This window comes from Cupriavidus necator (assembly GCF_040578825.1).
GTDB classification, from domain to species: Bacteria; Pseudomonadota; Gammaproteobacteria; order Burkholderiales; family Burkholderiaceae; genus Cupriavidus; species Cupriavidus necator_E.
On record NZ_JBEFLI010000025.1, the window covers coordinates 1 to 17,437 of the forward strand.

Sequence of the window (17,437 nt, forward strand, 5' to 3'; positions counted from 1 at the left end):
CCACGTCCTGACATCCTTGATCAATCCGACTGACTGTTAATTTTGATGGCCGGCAAGAGTCGCCGGACAATCAAGATGGGTTCACCGGTTGCTTACGAACGAGCGGGTGGTGGCGGCGGTCAAGCCGCCGGCAGTAGGCAACAAAAAGCCCGCCAGGTGGCGGGCTTGAAGCGGGTAAGCGTTGCTTAATGAACGCTTTGCCGATTAGCGACCTTTGTGAGGCTCGAGAACAGCATTGCACTCGCCATCGACCCGATGATTTGCTTCTCTGTCTCAGCACGCTCAAAATCATCTCGATCATCAATCACCACCCGAATCCTGTGCCGCTCGCCGGGTGCACTCAATACGTCCCCAAGTTTTCGCATCAGTCCACCTGTCGCTTGGTGGCTCGGTGTCACTACGTCAATTAGTTCGCCACCGAACGAGAAATCAAAGGTGTACTCGTGGCGCGATATTCCTCTCACCTTTGGGTGTCTGATGGCTTCTTCGGAAGGTTTCCAGAGTCGGAGATAGTGCTCCACCTCGTCGGCAAAGTTGTTCACCGGCTCAGGGATTCCAAGCCAGCTTCGCTCCTGATTTGCTAAGGCGAGAAGACTCGAAATGTACGTGGCCACCATATGTTGGCTGGTTCCCATTGGGCCAAGAGTTCGGATTTCACCGCTCGCTTCGAGCGCAACACCAAATGGCGACAGGATGTTGCGTATCGCCGTTTCGCGCCTTCTATTGAAAGGGTCAAGGCCAACCGACTGGAGGTGAGTCAACGTGTCGCCGTTGTCGCTGATGATCGCGTGACTGCCCTGCTCGACAAGGTAGAACACGATGGCCGTTCCATCGGCAAAGCTAAACGGAGTGCCGATTTCAAGCGCGGGCTCCCCGTTCACAGTCCGAACTGGGCGACAGTCATATGCGAGGTTTTGGCGCAGCCATGCGCAGTTCAAGGTCATGGCAGGATGATTTTTCCGGTGAAGCTGATGTTCGCCTCTGAGCAGAATAGCTCAAAAAGCGTCTCGACAGGTGTGCCACAATGCACTTCTGCGCGGTCGTATGCGATTACCTCATCACCGCGGTGTTCGTGAGGGCCAAATATGGCGTTTCCGGGTTCATTGTGAGAGCGCTTGGAAGGCGGCTGGACCTCGAATTGATAGACCCTATACTTGACGCCATTTTTGAGCAAGAAAAGAGTCACGATGTGCTTGCAGGCGTCCACCAAGAGAGGCGCTTTCAGCTCTAGTTCAACGGTGAGCCCAGGAAGTGTCGCGCCAAACTCATCTTCCGGTCGCGCGGCGCCGGATACATAACCAGCATGGTTCTTGCGCGGCTGCAAGTGCAGGTCACTGCCCACAAACTTTCTTAGAGCTATTAAAGGCTCTGCCTCATTGCGCGGTAACTGTGCCATCTTCTGTTTGGTTCTTGTGGAATTGGCCAATTCGGCCGCGCTTTGCGGTCAGTGCTTAAGGGGCCGTCTTTGCAATCAATCGGGCCGCCAAGCCGAACGCTTAACAATACCGCCCACAAAGTGCATGCGCTCGATCTGGTCCTGCGGGATCCGCAGCATGCCGTGGCGTTCGTTCACCGATGAAAGGTGCACGATGCCATCGCGGATGTAGGCCAGCTCCTTGACCATCACCCGGCCGTCTTGCGACTTCACCAGGACCTCGTCGCCATTCTGGATTTGGGTGTTGGGCTCGACCACCACGAACTCGCCGTGCTTCACGCGGGGCCGCATGGACTCGCCGTTGCAGCGCAATGCATACGCGTCCGGATCACGGGTGGGGAAGAACACGTAGCCGTCCCCATGGCCCACCGGATACTCGACGTCGACGAAGTGCCCGTTATCACCCAACTGCGCCATACCTCTTACCGGAATCTTTCTGAAGGCGTTGTCTGGAATCGACACCGTATCAAAGGGGATGCTCGGCTCGTCCAGCTCTGGCTCGATCGCGCCACTGAGTTTCGGGGCGCCTTTCCCATTGATTAGCCACTTGGGGCTATAGGCGAAAGCTTCTTGCAGCTTCACTGCGTGGTGGAGATGCAGCTTTGCGCCGTCGGGTTCCAGCCATGCTCGTACAACCGGCTGCTCGACCCCCAGAAGTTGCGCGAGGGCGGGAACGTCCAAGTGCTGCTCCGCCATCACTAAGCGCAGCCGATCACATGTGCGAGCGCCGCTCTCGCTTCCTTGTGTCACCACGGGAACCGACTCGGTGATCGTGCTTGACGCCCGGCGTATTTCCTCGGCCAGCCGCGGGCTGAATGCGTCAACTTCGATGCCGAGGCCGCGAGCAAAGCCGGTAGCTGCCTTGATATTCAAAGGGCGCCTGGCGTTCAGGTACTGCCAAACCATCCCCTGGCTCCCGATCTCGAATCGGTTGCCGAATTCTTCCTGGCTCATCTTGCCCTTGCGCTGTTCATAGAGCCCCTTCAGGCGCTCAGCGTCCTCGACTTGCCAGGTTTCGAGGGTTTTGATCGGTCGCGACATGCGCGCGAGTGTAGCAATGCTATTAGATTGAGCAACGAGCATAGCTATTGATCTTTTAACTAGCTATGCTAGTATTTTGTCCGCATGACACTCGCTGAATACCTCGTCTCCACCAAAACCAGCCAGGCGGCGTTCGCCAAGCAGTTGGGCGTATCGCAGGGCCTTGTCTATCAATGGATCTCCGGAAAGAGGCCGGTGTCGGCTGAGCAATGTCCAGTAATTGAGCGCCTCACCAAAGGCGCGGTCACCTGCGAAGAGTTGAACGACAAGGTCGATTGGGCATTCGTCAGGCGCCGGGGCCAAAAGGAGGGGCGAGCAATACACGCGCTTGATCCTTCCTCCTCCAGCCATGGTGCCGCCTGCTATGCCGACTATGACGCCCAACGAATGTGCAGAGCAACAGACGATACCCACTCGCCAGTCGGCACGTCGAGCAGGAAGCGGAAGGGCACGAAGTAAGCGCGGTTCGATGTTCATAGAGGCGTCCGAAGTGACGTCTTTATTTGACGCCAATCGGTACGTGGAACGCCACGGAGAACAAGTGGAACTTGTGTGGGGGAGCGAACAGATGCAACGAGAGATGCCGTTTTTCGAGGTTGTCGGAGAGCCGGAGATGGTTGCTGAACTTCTGATCGCTCGGCTGCGCCACGAGGCAGACGCGACGGTCCTCTGCTGGGCGAAACGTCGTGTCCGCTATTCGATCTCGGATGCGGCGGCGATCCTGGGCATGCCCAAGTCGCACCTCTCAAACATCCTCAGCGGCAAGAAGTACCTGCCGTTCGACTTCCGCATCCGCTTTCAGGCTCTCTGCGGCAACTGGGCGATTCGCCAGTACGAGGACTCGGTGTGCGGCTTCCGCTCGGTGGTTGAAACGCCTGAGCAGCGCCGCATTCGCGAACTGGAATCGCAGCTCGAGGCACTGAAAGCAGCCTAACGGCAGCGCGGACACAGCGCTCCACACCTAAGCCATTTACCGAATAGCCGGGGAAAAAGATTGGAACAAGTTCGATCGCGCGAAGCGATTCGCGATGAGGGCAAGCTTGCCGCTCGCCAAGGGAAGAAGGGCAGCCACAACCCGTATCCGGAGCACACCGAGGCTCGCAAAGAATGGAGCCAGGGCTTTGTGGTGGCGCGCCGTACGCTGCAACCGAAACGGGTGGCGCAATGAAGGCGATCGATCTCTTCGCCGGCGCCGGCGGCTTCTCAACCGGCGCACAGATGGCAGGCATCGAGGTTGTTTGGGCTGCCAACCACTGGCCGGTCGCCGTGGACACGCATGCTGCCAATCACCCTGGTGCCATTCACGTTTGCCAAGACCTGCACCAAGCCGACTGGTCGCGCGTGCCAGCGCACGACATTCTGCTGGCATCGCCCTGCTGTCAGGGTCACAGCAAGGCCCGCGGCAAGGCCGCAAATAACCCGCAGCACGACGCCAGCCGCTCGACGGCATGGGCGGTGGTGTCGGCGCTGGAGTATCACCGGCCAGCATTCGGCGTCGTTGAGAACGTGCGCGAATTCATGGACTGGAACCTGTTCCCGGCATGGCGCCTCGCCATCCAGGCACTGGGCTACCAGATCGCTCCGCACATGATCGATGCCGCTGATCATGGCGTGCCACAGCACCGCGAGCGGCTGTTTCTTGTGCTGAGTCGCAGCGAGCGCCCGCTGATGCTTCGTCTGCCTGAGCACAAGCACGTGCCTGCCGCGGACATCATCGACTTCTCGGCTGGCAGCTGGTCGCCGGTCCAGAAGCCGGGGCGAGCCGCGGCCACGCTCGCGCGCATCGAGCAAGGCCGGCGTGTACATGGCGGTCGATTCCTGACCGCCTACTACGGCAACGAGGCTGGCGGCCGGTCGCTTGCCAGGCCAATTGGCACCATCACCACGCGGGACCGCTACGCCGTGATAGACGGCGATCGCATGCGGATGCTCCGCGCAGACGAGTGCCGCGCTGCAATGGGCTTCCCCGCCGAATACCAATTGCCGCCGCAGCATCGCACTGCCGTGCACTTGCTGGGTAACGCCGTCTGCCCGCCCGTGGCGCGCGACATCATCAACGCAATCCGGGTGGCAGCATGAGCGAGAACAGCAAGATCGAGTGGACTGACCACACTTTCAACCCGTGGGAAGGCTGCCAGAAGGTCAGCCCGGGCTGCGACCACTGCTACGCCGAGACGCGCAATGCGCGCTTTGCTGGCGGCACTGCAATCAACTGGGGCCCGGGCGCGCCGCGGCGCCGTACCAGCGCATCCAACTGGCGCAAGCCGCTGGCATGGAACGCCAACCATGACGCCTTCTTCGCCGAGCACGGCCGCCGGCAGCGCGTCTTCTCCGCCAGCCTGGCTGACGTGTTCGACAACGCTGTTGATCCCGCATGGCGTGCTGACCTGTTCGATCTCATCTACGCAACACCGAATCTCGACTGGCTGCTGCTGACGAAGCGGATCGGGAATGTTCCCGCCATGCTGGTCGGCCCGGGAATGCCTGGCCGCCTTCCGTCCAACGTCTGGCTCGGCGCGACCATCGTCAATCAGGCCGAGGCCGACCGCGACATTCCGAAGCTGCTGGACACGCCGGCGTCGGTGCGCTTCCTTTCGATGGAGCCGCTTCTCGGACCCGTGGATGTGTCGCGCTGGCTGGATCCAACGGGCATCCACTGCATGGATGTCTGCGCCGATACCCGGTACGTCAAAGACGATGAGGTCGAAAGCTACACGGCCAACGGCGAGTGCGTGCCGCTATGCCCTGCGTGCGGACTCTCCGCGAGCTGGACCGGTTACGACGACGGCATCGACTGGGTGATTGTCGGCGGCGAAAGCGGCCAGCACGCACGGCCAATGCATCCCGATTGGGCCCGCAGCCTGCGCGATCAGTGCGCGTCCGCTGGCGTGCCGTTTCTGTTCAAGCAGTGGGGTGAATGGGCGCCTGGCGAAAACGCCCCTGGTCCGCAGACCCGCACCGAACGTGCCGGGTGGTACTTCGCTGACACCTGGCATTTCAGTGAGATCACGCCGAAGCAAGGCGAGCAAATGCACGTCGATGATGCGCCCGAGGTCTATCGCTTCGGCAAGAACGCATCCGGCCGCCATCTCGACGGCGCCCAACACGACGGATTCCCGGGAGCGGACGCATGAATGTCGCATATGTCTGGGGCTTCGCGGCCTATGTTGCGTGGATGGACTTCGTCACCGGCGCCTGGATGCAGCCGCGCCGCGCTCGCAAGGTGGAGGTCAAGTAATGCTGACCCGCCGCACCCCGCTCAAGCCAGGGGGATCGTTACAGCGTCGGACGCCGTTGCGCAGCACCACCTGGCTGAAGCACACGGCAGGTCTGGTACCGAGCCCCTTCAAGAAGAAGCGGAAGAAGCGCCGGCCGATGTCGGAGCGCCGCTTCACAGAGGCCTGCCGCGGCGAGCCGTGCTACCTGCTGATCCCAGGCGCGCCGGCGCATCCACTGGAATCGGTGGTGCCCTGCCATTCGAACAGCCAAGAGCATGGCAAAGGCATGGGCATCAAGGCAGACGATCGATTTTCCGTTCCAGGGTGTGGTTGGTGCCATCACCAGATCGACCAGGGCAACCGCCTGACGAAGGAAGAGCGCCGCGCCTACTGGGACGACGCATACACCCGCTGGGTGCCGGTGCGCGCGCTCAAGCTGGCAAAGCAGGAGGCCTCGAAGTGAGCAAGGCAAAGGACAAGGCAGACGTCTGGATGCCGCTGTTCATCGGCGACTACTTGGCCGACACCACGCGCCTGACCACTGAGCAGCACGGCGCTTATCTGCTGCTGCTCATGGACTACTGGCGCAACGGCCCGCCGCCCCATGATGACGCGACTCTGGCGCAGATCACGCGCCTTACGGGCGCCGCATGGAAGAAGGCAAAGCCCGCCGTAATCCGATTCTTCAAAGAAGAGGGCGGATTGCTGCACCAGAAGCGCGCTGATGAAGAGCTTCAAGCAAGCCAGACGCGGAAGGAAACAGCTGTTGCAAAGGCCACGCTAGCAGCAGAAAAGCGGTGGGGCAAGAAGTCCTCCGGCGATGCTCCAAGCATTGCTACAAGCATGCTCCAAGAACAGCCCGAAGCAATGCCGGGTGCAATGCCCGGGGCTATGCCAGAGCAATGCCCTTCACCTTCACCATCACCTACTACTTCAAAGGTCAGTGGTGATGTGAACCTCAGTGGTACCGCGGGCGTGGCAGCTCACACCACAGCACACCTGCTGAACGCAACGACCGGCGAGGAAAACCCGCGGCACGTGCAGTTGGCCATCTTGCTGCGCAAGACCTACGGCATGCCAGTGACCAGCAACCATGCCGACGTGACCGAGATGGTCCGCCTTGCCGTCTCCGACCAGGAGATCGCCGAGGCGGTCGAGGTCTTCGGGATGAAGAAGCGGGGCGAACAGCCGAATGCCGGCTATGTGCTGGGGATCATCCGCTCGAGCCGCGAGAACGCCGCGAAAGCTGCGGCAGCGTCCGCCGGCAAGCCTGCAGAGGCCGGTTCCGCCGCGCCGTCCTCTGTCGAGTGGTGGAACAGCGCCGAAGGGATCAAAGCGAAAGGCAAGGATCTGGGCGCCGCGTGGAAGGAATCCGAGGGTGAGCTTTTCATAGCGTTCAAGGCCCGCGTCTTCAAGCGCGCCGGCGAGGGCCCGTGGCGCCAACAGATGCTGCGCGAGACTGAGCGTGACGAGGCGATGCATGCACGCCTGATGGCGTATTTCTATCCACCCGAGGAAGAGGCATGACGACCACCTGTATTACCTGCGAGCACTTCACCCTGAAGCCGCGCACAGGGGCGCAATCGCACCTGACCACTTCCGATGTCGCGCACGCTCGTGTGGGCATGGGTCGGTGCTTGAAGGAGACGCTGGCGCTTCGTTGGACCGGAGCCGAAGCCCAGGCCTGCCACAAGCACGCGGCCATATCAGCAGAGCAGGCGGCGCAGCGCCGCGAATGGATCAAAGGGAGGGCGGCGGCGTGAACTGCAAACCGGGGGATCTGGCGATTGTGGTTCGTGCAGATGGCGCGCCCGCAGCCATAGGTAGGGTTGTCGAGGTCCTGCGCTTGGCGCCGGATGTCGACGGGCTGCCAGCGTGGGTTGTGCAATTCCGCGGCGTAGGCGTGGTGCGCAACAAGGAATCCGGGGCTTTGACGCTTGGCGTTGACGCGGATTGCCCTGATGCATGGCTGCGCCCAATTAGTGGCGTCCCAGTCCAAGACGAGCAGCGCGACGAGGTAGCGGCATGAGCAAGATGCTCCGATGGACCGACGAGCAGCTTGCCGCGCACCGGGCACGTCAGCCAAATCCGGCGCCTACCAGGAAGGCTGACCCGATGGCGCGCTTCCACGCGCTGGGCCGGCTGCCCAAAGACCAGATGAACAAGACCGAGCGCGCCTATTCCGTCCTGCTAGACGAAGAGAAGCGCCAGGGGCTGGTGGTCGACTGGAAGTTCCACCCCATGCGCGTGCGTTTGGCGGACAACACCTTCTACGAGGTGGATTTCCTAGTGCTGCACGCGGACATGAAGCTGGCCATCCATGAAACGAAGGGCGGATTCGTGACGCAGCACGGCCAAATGAAGATCAAGTTGTGTGCGGAGGTGCTGCCGTACTTCCGCATGGTGAAGGCAACGAAGCTGCCGGCCAAGCTGGGCGGCGGGTGGAAGAGGGAGGAATTTTGATATGGCCACCACCAAGAAGAAGCGCAACAAAGCCTACCGGCCGCGCGAAGTCCGCACGAACGTCGCCGCGCTGCTGTTTGACAGCGACCAGCCGCTGTCGCAGTCCGACCGCGAGTCCATCCTCGGCGCCGCGCATTGGTCCGTGCAGGCGCTGGCGCGCGGCCAGGCAACACGCGATGACTGGCACACCATCGTCAACGCCATGAACACCTCGCAGGTGCTGTGCGAGAAGGCAGGCAACCGGGAAGTAGGCCTCGCCGTGGTCTACGCCGCGCAGAACGCGATGATCAACGTGGGCGAGCGGTGCAAGGCGCTGGGCGCTCTACGGCTTGGTGTCGGCGATCTGCCCAAGATCAATGAAGCCCTGGCGCTGTACGAAGAACTGCTGGCCACGGTGACGAAGCGCCAGCACGCCGCGGCGATTTTCGAGGCTGACCGGCGGATCCGCTCCGGCAACGTCGTGCGCCTGAAGAAAGAGGGCACGCGGCGCATGCCGGCCGCGGGCTCGGATGAAGACCTTCAAGCGGCCTAAACCGCTAAACCCGCGCCGGTCCGGCGCCTCAATAGGAGAACTGACATGAAACGCCTCTTTCTGATGATGTTCGCCCTGGTGGTAGCCGCTTGCAGGGACCACCAAGCGCCGCCGGCCCCCCCGCTGGCCGCGCAGGTAGCGCCGGCCACGGCTGCGCCGGGCCAGCCCGTCATCGTGAACAACCAGCCGGCGCAGGCCGACAGCGGCATCAAGGACATGCTCCTTGGCGGCGCACTGGGCTACATGCTGGGGAGCCATAACTCCGCTCCCGCGCCGGCGGCGCAGGTGATCGAGCGTCGGTATTACGTGCGCGAGCGCGCCGCGCCGCCGCCAGCAGTAGCCCCAGCACCTGCGCCGGCACAAGCCGCAGCCACGCCGGCCGGCCCGCTGCCCAAGGTAGTCCCGGCCACGCCGTCCGCTGCCAAGCCGTTTGCCTATGGCTCGCCGCCCGCGCCCACGCCAAAGGTGACGTATGGCGCCGGATTCAGCGCGGTGAAGTCCACGCCAGCACCAGCGCCGCGCCCGTCGACGCCGTCCTATACGTCCCGACCGGGCAGCTACAGCTCGCGGCGCTGACCATGCGAATCAAGTTCCGCGGGTTCAACCCGCTCCGTTGGGGGTTCGGATACTGGCGCGCGCCTCGCGGCCGCGCCGTGCTCGAGCTGGGACCGATCGATGTCTACCTGCAGCAGAGATGAAAGCAGACCGCGACCGAAACAGTGCCATCCACCGCATGCTGGTCATTGAGGGCAAGTCCTTGGCGGTCGCCGCCGCCGCTTACGGAATCAGCCGGATGCGCTGCCAGCAGATCGCGTGCGCCGTGGCCAAGACTCGCACGCTGACCGAGGCGCGCGCCAAACAGGGGAGGGTAGCGTGAACGAACTCATTGCTGTAGTTGGGCGCGACATCGGCGCGGAGCAGGTCCAGACGGTCAACGCTCGGGATCTGCACGCATTCCTCGGCCTCTCCCGGGACTTCAACCAATGGCTTCGGGAACAAGTTGAGCGCGCCAGGTTGGTGGCTGAGCGCGACTACCTTTCCTACGAGGATGTAGGAAAGTCCACGGGCGGACGCCCGAGAAAGGAGTGCGCGCTAACCCTTGAAGCGGCCAAGCACATCGCGATGGTGAGCGGCACGGAAAAGGGCTTCCAAGTGCGCGAGTACTTCATCGAATGCGAGCGCCGCGCCAAGCAAGCGGCTTGCCCGATGATCCCGCAGACCCTGCCCGAGGCCCTGCGCCTGGCCGCAGATGAGGCAGAGAAGCGCGCTGCGGCCGAGGCGCAACTGGCGATCGCCGCGCCCAAGGTAGCTGCGCTCGATCGGATTGCCATCGCCGGAGGCTCGTTGTGCGTGACCGACGCGGCGAAGGCCCTGCAAATTCGCCCGGTCGAGCTGTTCCGCTGGCTCAGCAGCAACCAATGGGCCTACCGCCGGCCCGGCGCTTCCCACTGGATCGGCTACCAGAGCAAGCTGCAGCAGGGATTGCTCGAGCACAAGGTAACGACCGTCCGCCGGAATGATGGCTCGGACAAGGTAACCGAACAGGTTCGGATTACCCCGAAGGGGTTGGCGAAGATCGCCGAGGCGCTGGCCTGCGTTGAGGCCGCGTGACCGAGCTCTACCGGGAATTCACCCTCCGCAACCGCGCCGACTGGCAGGGGGTGGTAGCTGCTGTCAAGTCCGTCGCACCGGCTATGGCAGATAAGGGCCGGCCGATGCGGGTGATCCTGGTGGACGACGGTGCTGACCGCACCGAGGAACAGGTGCGCTTCTACTGGACCGCGGTGATCGCGCCAATCACCGAGCAGGCGGTGGTCGCCGGCCGCCAGTTCTCCAAGGCAACGTGGCACAAGCACATGAAGGAACGGTTCCTGCCACCGAAGGAACTACGTCTGACGGATGGGCAGATAGTCCTGGTCGAGCCATCGATCGCCCGGGGCGAGATCACGGTTGGAGCGATGGCTGAATACATAAGGCAGGTCGAGGCGCACGCCGCCTACACGTACGGGGTTGTCTTTGACTGACGGGGACATGATGGATCGAACCAAGGCAAATGGAGTGCTGGAGGATGTGAGCGCCGAGATCGGGTACACGGCCACCTCGCTGCTGGTGGCCTGGTACGGTGGGGCCAACCTATACATCCCCGCCACGGCAGACAAGAGTCACCCGGTCGCCCGGCTGATCGGGCATGCCGCCTTTCGGCACCTAGTTGCTGCATATGGTAGCGAGACGCTGTGGATTCCCCGCGGACACCTGGAAGCGATTGACCGACGCGACCGCTTGATCGCTGAACGCTTGGCACTCGGCGCCGGCACGCGGGAGATCGCTGCCGAGTTCGGTATCACGGAGCGCCGGGTGCAGCAGCTGCGCGCTCACGTCGAGAGAAAGGGGCTGATCCCTTTGATCCTGCGAGCCCGTGCACGCAGCCAGCGGCAAACGTCCCAAGCCCAGCGCCTCGACCCCGCCAGCCACCCTGTGCAACTGGCTCTCCCCCTTTCTTAAGGGTCATCGCCGATTTCCGGGGAAGGTATAAGCCGGGGGCCGAGTTCGCCCAATACCAGCCATTCAATGTGGATGCACGAACGCGGCGCCTAGACGTCGCTCTCGCCTCTCCGCGGCCGTAGCTATAACGTCGAACGCAACGCCCCTTAGCAGACGCTTAGCGTCCCGGTTCAGCGGCCCAACCCGCTCCTCGCGCAGGGCTGTGGCACGCCCATATTATCGGTTGCCTTTGGCGCGATTGTGGGTAACACAAAGCATTTGGCAGTTCTCGGCCGAGCTTGCGCCGCCTTTGCTCCATGCGGAAACGTGGTCCGCGTCCGTTTCGCTGAACTTCCATATCTTGCTCTGATTGGCAGCATGGCCGACTGCGCAGAGTGGACAGTTTGATGTGCTAGTTTTTTCGGCAGCTGTGGTCTGCTTAGCGTAGACGGACTTCTTAGTCGCATCGTCGAACACGCGTACATCCAGAAGCTTCGAATCTTGGAGGCCGCCGAGAATGTATTCGAAGACGCCGCGACGGCTCTTGACGTACGGGTCGCCATAAAGCCGCCGGACTTCGGCAGAAACTTTGGCGGGATCAAATGACTGGGAGTGGTATTGCTCGTAGAGACGTCCCCATTCCAGCCCCTGCATCTCCCTCTCGACATCCCTGAATACGCCCGACACCCAGTCGATCACGGAGATGAAGTAGTTCTTCAGCTCGTCGATATTGCCTTTGGTGCGATGGCTGCTCATGTAGCCGCCAATATCGCCCTTGCTCACCCAGTCTAGCGCTCGCTCCAAGAAGTCCTGCCGGTTCGCGCTGCCTTTGATATACGCGCTCCATTTCTGGATGTTGGAATTCTGACTGTTACTGAACTCGGCCTTGGCAAGTGTCACAAATGGGCCAGAGTAGATAGCGTTCAAAAGCTCCTGGCCGTTGAGGGGCACGCCTGCGATGTTGATAGTTTCAAACCATTGCTTTATCTCGGTTTCCGTGCCTTCGCACTCGTAGATCAGCAATTTCGAATCCCGAATTTTGGCTTGTTGGTCGACGGGCAGGCTATCGAAGTTCTTCGGATTGCCGTTCTCTATAATCGCGAACTTGTTGGTAACAAACCGTCCGATACTCGTGATGCGCTGCTGGCCGTCGAGCACCTCCAACTTGTTTTCCGACACTTTATTAAAGTAGATCAGCCCAAGCGGATACCCCTTTAACAGCGAGTGGATCACCGCCGCCTCTCTCTTACCGCCGCCGTCGGCGTAGATAAAGTTCCGCTGGTACTCCGGCTGAATGGTGAGCTTTCCGCCCAGCCCGTATAGCCCTTTGCCTTCGAGTTGGTTGTACGTAAACCCGTCGCAAATATCAGCCACGGTAATGTCGGTTCTCAGCGTGGTGATCACTTTTTTCTCGCTTTTGCAGGCCGGGTTTTACGGCGGTGGCGGATTAGAATGCGCTTGTAAATGACCCGCGGCTGAGGTTCAAGCAGACCAAGCATCCGCATGCCCGGGCTGTAGTGTCCAGTACCTCCACGGGCACGATACGCGTTGATGAAGTCATGCCCAAGGGGCCGGGCTCCGATCGCACTCATCATCTCGCCGTCGTCACTGTTTCCAATAATCTCGAACTGTTCGGGGTTGTACTTGTCTAGGAAAGAGATGGGGACGCCCATCACGCCATCGTAATCGCTGGGAATAGCGTCGGTGAAGGGGACTTCGATAGCGTCGTAGTTATCGTACCGGTCGTACGCCGCCTTCCCCTTGATCTCCTTGTGTTTGCTGAACCGCAGGTTGTCCTCCATGGTCATGAGCGGTAGCTCCAAGTGTCTGCGGCCATGATCTAGGTTTGTGTACCAGCGCACGCCCTTAACGCGGATGTACTTAGCGCCGTTTTCGTCAACTCTCCAGCCAGCTGCGTTGAGCGGGTAGTGGTCGGGAACGCGGAACTCGCGGTCGCCGCTGTGGATCGTGGCGCCCAACCACAACTTGTTACCTTTGATTAGCGGAAAGACCTCAAGGTAGGTGACCGCCTGCACGTTTCCGATTATCAGGAATTTCTTGCGATGCTCTACGAGTTGGGCGATGTACTGCTTAAAGAGGGAGAAGGGCGGGTTGGTAACCACAATGTCCGCCTCTTTCAGGAGCGCAATGCACTCAGGGCTTCGGAAGTCGCCGCCTTCCGCGAGGCGTGTGCGGGTGTGGGGGTTCTGCTTCAGGAAGAGCTTGACATTTTCGATGCCGGTCGCGCCGTCTCCGTTGACAGCCTTCACTTCCGTAATCTCGAGGGCGATCGCCTTTGGTTTTTGACGCTTCCCATTGCCCTCGTCGTACTCGAAGAACGAGAGCTGTGCGCCGGCGACCGGGGAGCCGTCGTAGCTGGTGGTAACGAGCTTTTTCAGCCCAAGCTTGTTGAAGTTGGCGGCGAAGTACTTGAAGAAATTGCTTTCAAAGGGGTCGTCGCAGTTGCAATAGACGACCTTGCCGCGGAAGGTGTCGGGGTCGAATTCGAGGTAGGCTTCAACCTCTTTTTGAATGTCAACGTATTGGGTATAGAACTCATCCTGCTTGCCCGCCTTCGCGGCGGCCAGATTTCGATTCATCGGCTCCCTTTGCGCTTTTGGCGGCGAGGCCGTCGAATCGCTGGAGCGTCCGAGCTCTTTTTGTTGTAGCGATGCAGTTTTTTTCATGGCCCAATTTTAACGCACCCGGTCTGCCGAAGGAAAAAATCACCGACGCCGTCTGGCGTCCGCAACACCCATTTTGACTTTGCAAGGCATGATCTTGGTACTATCGCTGCAGTCTGAGCCTCGCCGACTGATCAAGGAACGAACTGACCGGTAAGCGAATTCGGCGAAGGTCGGCTTCTCGTGTTCTGAAGGACCGTGCCGGGCCGGTTTGAGACTTTCCCGCGAGCGTCTGCTTGGGTTCGTTCTGAGACCATCACCCCCACCCCGCAAATCGGCGTTGAGCCCATCATAGGCCCAGCGCTTGCTTGGGCTGCTCTCCGGCTGTCGCTATCGCTTGCCCCTGCTCAGCAGGGCGCCTCTATATCTAAATAGATGGGGAGGTGAGTCAATGCCTCGTCCCCTCGTTGACACCAGGTGCACCACCTGCCAAGGCACCGGCACCGGGCAGCCCTCACGCTGGACAGGTGGAGGCAGGCCGCTAGCCCATTGTTCGCGGTGCTCAGGCTCGCGCCGTGCAAGGCGGAACCAGCCGCCGCGGCCGCGAGGCTAGCGGGGGGCCCCGACGGGGTCAAGCTACGTGCGGGGCCAAAGAGCCCCGGCCTTCGGGAGTTTTTCGGGTTTTCAATCTTGATTCCGGCGGGCATTCCCATGGGCCAGCCGCGAAACGATCGCTCCAGCCCCGAAACGTTCTCGCCAGCCCCCGAAATCCAGCCGCAGGACGCTCCAGCACTGGAAATCGCACCATGCGGCATGGAAATTAATCAAGTCGCCCCGTTCGCGCCCCTTGGGCTCTACCGGCTCGCCGCTGCCGCCGCCGTGGTCGGCATTTCTGTCGACCTGCTGGAGGCGTCGATCAGGCGGGGAGACATTCCCGTCAACCTGGTCAAGCTGGGCGAACGCGGCCTTGTCTTTGTGCGCGCGACCGAGTTGCATGCCTGGCTGACCGGGCCGGTGGCTAGCACGTCCCCGGCGGGCGGCACTGGCGCAGGGGGTTGACGCTGATGAGCGAGACGATTCAGCCCCGCACCACGAAGGGTAATGGCCACGGGGGCGCCCGCCTTGGCGCTGGCCGAAAGCCGAAGGACTACGTGAAGCCCGAGGCGATCGAGGACTTCGAGGAAGCCCGTGCGCGTAATGAATCTGCCAAGGCCGATCTAAACGAACTGGAGTTCAAGATTAAAAGCGGCGAGTACGTCGCTCGCGTGGCGGTGGTCCAAGCTACGGCGACCGCGTACGCCGCTATTGCTCAAGCGCTTCGTTCTTTGCCGGATCACCTCGAGCGTCGCCTGGCGCTGGCACCTGAAGTGGCGGAAGAGATTGGTAGGCAGATCGACGAGGCTCTCGGTGAGCTGGCTGGCGTCCTTGAGAAAATGAGGGGCGACAATGCTTGATGAATCCGCCCACTATGATCTAGCGCTAGCCGATGTTCTGAGCGGATACAGTGCGTTTCGCCCGCCAAAGCGAGTGTCTGTCAGCCAAGGCGCTGCCGAGAACCTCATCATCAAGCAGACCGGCGCCCCGGCCACTCCCTGGTCACCGGACGAAACGCCTTACATGGTTGAGCCGATGGACATGCTCGCCAGTCGACGGCACGAGGCCTTGGTGTTCGTCGGCCCCGCACGCACGGGTAAGACAGGCGGGCTGCTTCTCGGGTGGATGTCGCACGCCGTGGTGAACGACCCGGGCGACATGCTTGTCATCCAGATGTCGCAGGACAAGGCGCGCGAGTTCTCCAAGACGGACATCGACCGCGCGCTGCGTCACTCGCCGAACCTCGCGGCCATGAAGTCTACGGCGAGCCAGGACGACACCGTGCACGACAAACAGTTCAGGCACGGCATGTGGCTACGCATCGCCTGGCCCACGGTATCCAACGTGTCAGGCTCTACGTACCGCTACGGCGCGGTGACCGATTACGACCGCATTGCCGACGACATCGGGGGCGAGGGCGCGCTCTTCCCATTCGTTGTGAAGCGAACGACTACGTTCATGTCCCGCGGCATGGCGATGGCCGAGTCTTCACCAGGCAGGGATCTTACTGACCCCAATTGGGAGCCGGCCACGCCGCACGAGGCGCCGCCGACGAAAGGCATCCTCGGGCTCTACAACGGTACCGACCGCCGCCGGTGGTACTGGAAGTGCCCCGACTGCAGCGAATGGTTCGAGGCCGCGCCCGGCATGAGCCTGTTCGGTCTGCCGCCAGACGATCAACTCGGGCAGATGGTACGCGAGGGGGACATAAACGCCCTGGCGGACCAGTACAACCGGATCATCTGTCCGCACTGCGGCGCGTTGCACGGCCCGGAAAAGAAGCCGGCTTTCAATAAAGGCGGACGGTGGCTGGCAGAGGGGCAGCACCTCACTGCTGATGACGAACTGGTGGGGGATGGGTTCGTCACCCCGGTCGTTGGCTATTGGATGGGCGGTGTGGCTGCGGCATACCAGTCGTGGAAGTCGCTGCTGCTGCGCTATTTCACCGCGCTGCGCCAATATGAGCTCAGCGGCGACGAGGAACAGATCAAGAACACGGTCAACGTCGACCAGGGCATGCCTTATATGTCCCGACTGCTGGCCGAAGCCGCTCGCAACAGCGCGGACCCGTCCAGTCGCAAGGAAGACGACCTGCAGCGGTATGTCATCCCCGACGAGGCGCGCTGCGTGATGGCGTCGGTCGACGTCCAGGGCGGCGCAAATGCTCGGTTCGTGGTGCAGGCGCACGCTATCGGCCCTCACATGGAACAGTGGCTGATCGACCGCTACTCGATCACGGAATCAAAGCGCAAGGGCATGGGCGAGGAATTCGCGCCCCTCGATCCTGCGTCCTATGCCGAAGACTGGGATCTGCTCACAGAGCGGGTCGTGCGCGCTACGTACCGCACGAGCATCGAGGGCAAAGAACTCCAGGTCAAGCTCGCCATCGTCGACTCCGGCGGCGAGGACGGCGTTACGGACAAAGCCTACGATTGGTACCGCCGCATCCGAATTCAGGGCTATGCCTCGCGCGTCATGCTTGTAAAGGGCGCTTCTACCAAGACCGCGCCAATCATCCGTGAGTCGCTGGTCGGCGGGAAGAAGGGGAAAGAGGGGGATATTCCGCTCTACATGCTGAATCCGAACCTGCTGAAAGACGCGGTTTCCACGGGTTTGAAGCGGCAGAAGCCGGGCCCAGGATACATCCACCTGCCGAGCTGGCTGTCGCCGGCATTCTTCGATGAAATGTTTCGGTCGGAAGTGCGTCAGAAGAATGGGGTTTGGATGCAGGTGCGCAAGCGGAATGAGGCGTTCGACCTGGCCGGCTACATCCGCGCCGGCTGCCTTCGCCTGTCGCTCGACAAGCTAAAGGATTGGGACAAGGCCCCGCCGTGGGCACGGCCATTGGCCGAGAACAGCGATCTGATCACGCGAGAAGATCGGCGGGAAATGCAGGAAAACACCCCTATCGCGCCGGCCGTCGCCCCAGCCCCGACGCAGCAGCCTCGGCGTCGCCGCGTCTCGCGTTCCCCGTACATAGGGTGAGACGAAATCTGACCGCAGGCGCATGGACGGTGTGCCGCCGAAAATCGGCGTGCATCCATCCAAG

General features: G+C 61.6%; 23 protein-coding genes. 18 read left to right on the plus strand and 5 right to left on the minus strand.

Features of this window, described 5'->3' with window-relative positions; all coding sequences use genetic code 11:
- Window positions 1-185 precede the first annotated feature (185 nt).
- From AB1I47_RS14345 to AB1I47_RS14355, 3 genes are all read right to left on the minus strand, one after another.
- Window positions 186-944 (minus strand): DUF1828 domain-containing protein, encoded by a 759-nt coding sequence (locus AB1I47_RS14345; protein ID WP_354684413.1) that lies wholly within the window; start codon window positions 942-944, stop codon window positions 186-188.
- Window positions 941-1,396, minus strand: a complete 456-nt coding sequence (locus AB1I47_RS14350; protein WP_354684414.1) for a hypothetical protein — start codon at window positions 1,394-1,396, stop codon at window positions 941-943. The genes AB1I47_RS14345 and AB1I47_RS14350 overlap by 4 nt, the downstream gene beginning before the upstream one ends.
- A 75-nt stretch (window positions 1,397-1,471) precedes the next feature.
- On the minus strand, window positions 1,472-2,476 hold the full coding sequence (locus tag AB1I47_RS14355; RefSeq protein WP_354684415.1) for an XRE family transcriptional regulator: 1,005 nt from the start codon (window positions 2,474-2,476) through the stop codon (window positions 1,472-1,474).
- A gap of 84 nt (window positions 2,477-2,560) precedes the next feature.
- On the opposite strand from AB1I47_RS14355, the gene AB1I47_RS14360 reads away from it, so the two are divergent.
- From AB1I47_RS14360 to AB1I47_RS14430, 15 genes are all read left to right on the plus strand, one after another.
- The gene (locus AB1I47_RS14360; protein ID WP_354684416.1) at window positions 2,561-2,935 is read left to right on the plus strand and encodes a helix-turn-helix domain-containing protein; all 375 of its coding nucleotides are present in this window, start codon (window positions 2,561-2,563) and stop codon (window positions 2,933-2,935) included.
- Window positions 2,936-3,044: 109 nt separating this feature from the next.
- The gene (locus AB1I47_RS14365) at window positions 3,045-3,410 is read left to right on the plus strand and encodes a hypothetical protein (protein WP_354684417.1); all 366 of its coding nucleotides are present in this window, start codon (window positions 3,045-3,047) and stop codon (window positions 3,408-3,410) included.
- 60 nt (window positions 3,411-3,470) lie between these two features.
- Window positions 3,471-3,644 (plus strand): hypothetical protein, encoded by a 174-nt coding sequence (locus AB1I47_RS14370; RefSeq protein WP_354684418.1) that lies wholly within the window; start codon window positions 3,471-3,473, stop codon window positions 3,642-3,644.
- The gene (locus AB1I47_RS14375) at window positions 3,641-4,555 is read left to right on the plus strand and encodes a DNA cytosine methyltransferase (RefSeq protein WP_354684419.1); all 915 of its coding nucleotides are present in this window, start codon (window positions 3,641-3,643) and stop codon (window positions 4,553-4,555) included. The genes AB1I47_RS14370 and AB1I47_RS14375 overlap by 4 nt, the downstream gene beginning before the upstream one ends.
- Window positions 4,552-5,610, plus strand: coding sequence for a phage Gp37/Gp68 family protein (locus AB1I47_RS14380; RefSeq protein ID WP_354684420.1), 1,059 nt, complete (start codon window positions 4,552-4,554; stop codon window positions 5,608-5,610). The genes AB1I47_RS14375 and AB1I47_RS14380 overlap by 4 nt, the downstream gene beginning before the upstream one ends.
- A 103-nt stretch (window positions 5,611-5,713) precedes the next feature.
- Window positions 5,714-6,157, plus strand: a complete 444-nt coding sequence (locus AB1I47_RS14385; protein WP_354684421.1) for a nuclease domain-containing protein — start codon at window positions 5,714-5,716, stop codon at window positions 6,155-6,157.
- Entirely contained in the window at window positions 6,154-7,221 is a 1,068-nt protein-coding gene (locus AB1I47_RS14390; protein WP_354684422.1) for a YdaU family protein, read from the plus strand. The genes AB1I47_RS14385 and AB1I47_RS14390 overlap by 4 nt, the downstream gene beginning before the upstream one ends.
- Entirely contained in the window at window positions 7,218-7,457 is a 240-nt protein-coding gene (locus AB1I47_RS14395; RefSeq protein WP_354684423.1) for a hypothetical protein, read from the plus strand. Before AB1I47_RS14390 ends, AB1I47_RS14395 begins: the two co-directional genes overlap by 4 nt.
- A 262-nt stretch (window positions 7,458-7,719) precedes the next feature.
- Window positions 7,720-8,157 carry a hypothetical protein gene (locus AB1I47_RS14400; RefSeq protein WP_354684424.1) on the plus strand — a complete coding sequence of 146 codons (438 nt, stop codon included), beginning with the start codon at window positions 7,720-7,722 and terminating at the stop codon, window positions 8,155-8,157.
- A 1-nt stretch (window position 8,158) separates the two neighbouring features.
- Window positions 8,159-8,689, plus strand: coding sequence for a hypothetical protein (locus AB1I47_RS14405; protein ID WP_354684425.1), 531 nt, complete (start codon window positions 8,159-8,161; stop codon window positions 8,687-8,689).
- Between the two features lie 45 nt (window positions 8,690-8,734).
- The gene (locus AB1I47_RS14410; RefSeq protein ID WP_354684426.1) at window positions 8,735-9,265 is read left to right on the plus strand and encodes a hypothetical protein; all 531 of its coding nucleotides are present in this window, start codon (window positions 8,735-8,737) and stop codon (window positions 9,263-9,265) included.
- A 118-nt stretch (window positions 9,266-9,383) separates the two neighbouring features.
- Window positions 9,384-9,566 carry a hypothetical protein gene (locus tag AB1I47_RS14415; RefSeq protein ID WP_354684427.1) on the plus strand — a complete coding sequence of 61 codons (183 nt, stop codon included), beginning with the start codon at window positions 9,384-9,386 and terminating at the stop codon, window positions 9,564-9,566.
- Window positions 9,563-10,300 carry a phage antirepressor KilAC domain-containing protein gene (locus tag AB1I47_RS14420; protein ID WP_354684428.1) on the plus strand — a complete coding sequence of 246 codons (738 nt, stop codon included), beginning with the start codon at window positions 9,563-9,565 and terminating at the stop codon, window positions 10,298-10,300. Before AB1I47_RS14415 ends, AB1I47_RS14420 begins: the two co-directional genes overlap by 4 nt.
- The gene (locus AB1I47_RS14425; RefSeq protein ID WP_354684429.1) at window positions 10,297-10,713 is read left to right on the plus strand and encodes a recombinase; all 417 of its coding nucleotides are present in this window, start codon (window positions 10,297-10,299) and stop codon (window positions 10,711-10,713) included. Before AB1I47_RS14420 ends, AB1I47_RS14425 begins: the two co-directional genes overlap by 4 nt.
- Before the next feature lie 7 nt (window positions 10,714-10,720).
- Window positions 10,721-11,191, plus strand: a complete 471-nt coding sequence (locus AB1I47_RS14430; protein WP_354684430.1) for a helix-turn-helix domain-containing protein — start codon at window positions 10,721-10,723, stop codon at window positions 11,189-11,191.
- A 216-nt stretch (window positions 11,192-11,407) separates the two neighbouring features.
- Here AB1I47_RS14430 and AB1I47_RS14435 read toward each other — a convergent pair whose 3' ends face one another.
- Together AB1I47_RS14435 and AB1I47_RS14440 are read right to left on the minus strand one after the other, a co-directional pair.
- Window positions 11,408-12,574, minus strand: a complete 1,167-nt coding sequence (locus tag AB1I47_RS14435; protein WP_354684431.1) for a GmrSD restriction endonuclease domain-containing protein — start codon at window positions 12,572-12,574, stop codon at window positions 11,408-11,410.
- Complete coding sequence (locus tag AB1I47_RS14440; protein WP_354684432.1) at window positions 12,571-13,857, minus strand: adenine-specific methyltransferase EcoRI family protein; 1,287 nt, start codon at window positions 13,855-13,857, stop codon at window positions 12,571-12,573. The genes AB1I47_RS14435 and AB1I47_RS14440 overlap by 4 nt, the downstream gene beginning before the upstream one ends.
- 750 nt (window positions 13,858-14,607) lie before the next feature.
- Between AB1I47_RS14440 and AB1I47_RS14445 the strand changes: the two genes are divergently transcribed.
- From AB1I47_RS14445 to AB1I47_RS14455, 3 genes are read left to right on the plus strand one after another with little or no spacing between them, the layout of a single operon-like run.
- Window positions 14,608-14,853, plus strand: a complete 246-nt coding sequence (locus tag AB1I47_RS14445; RefSeq protein ID WP_354684433.1) for a helix-turn-helix transcriptional regulator — start codon at window positions 14,608-14,610, stop codon at window positions 14,851-14,853.
- A gap of 5 nt (window positions 14,854-14,858) precedes the next feature.
- The gene (locus AB1I47_RS14450) at window positions 14,859-15,248 is read left to right on the plus strand and encodes a DUF1441 family protein (protein ID WP_354684434.1); all 390 of its coding nucleotides are present in this window, start codon (window positions 14,859-14,861) and stop codon (window positions 15,246-15,248) included.
- Window positions 15,241-17,373, plus strand: a complete 2,133-nt coding sequence (locus AB1I47_RS14455; RefSeq protein WP_354684435.1) for a phage terminase large subunit family protein — start codon at window positions 15,241-15,243, stop codon at window positions 17,371-17,373. Before AB1I47_RS14450 ends, AB1I47_RS14455 begins: the two co-directional genes overlap by 8 nt.
- Window positions 17,374-17,437: the final 64 nt, after the last annotated feature.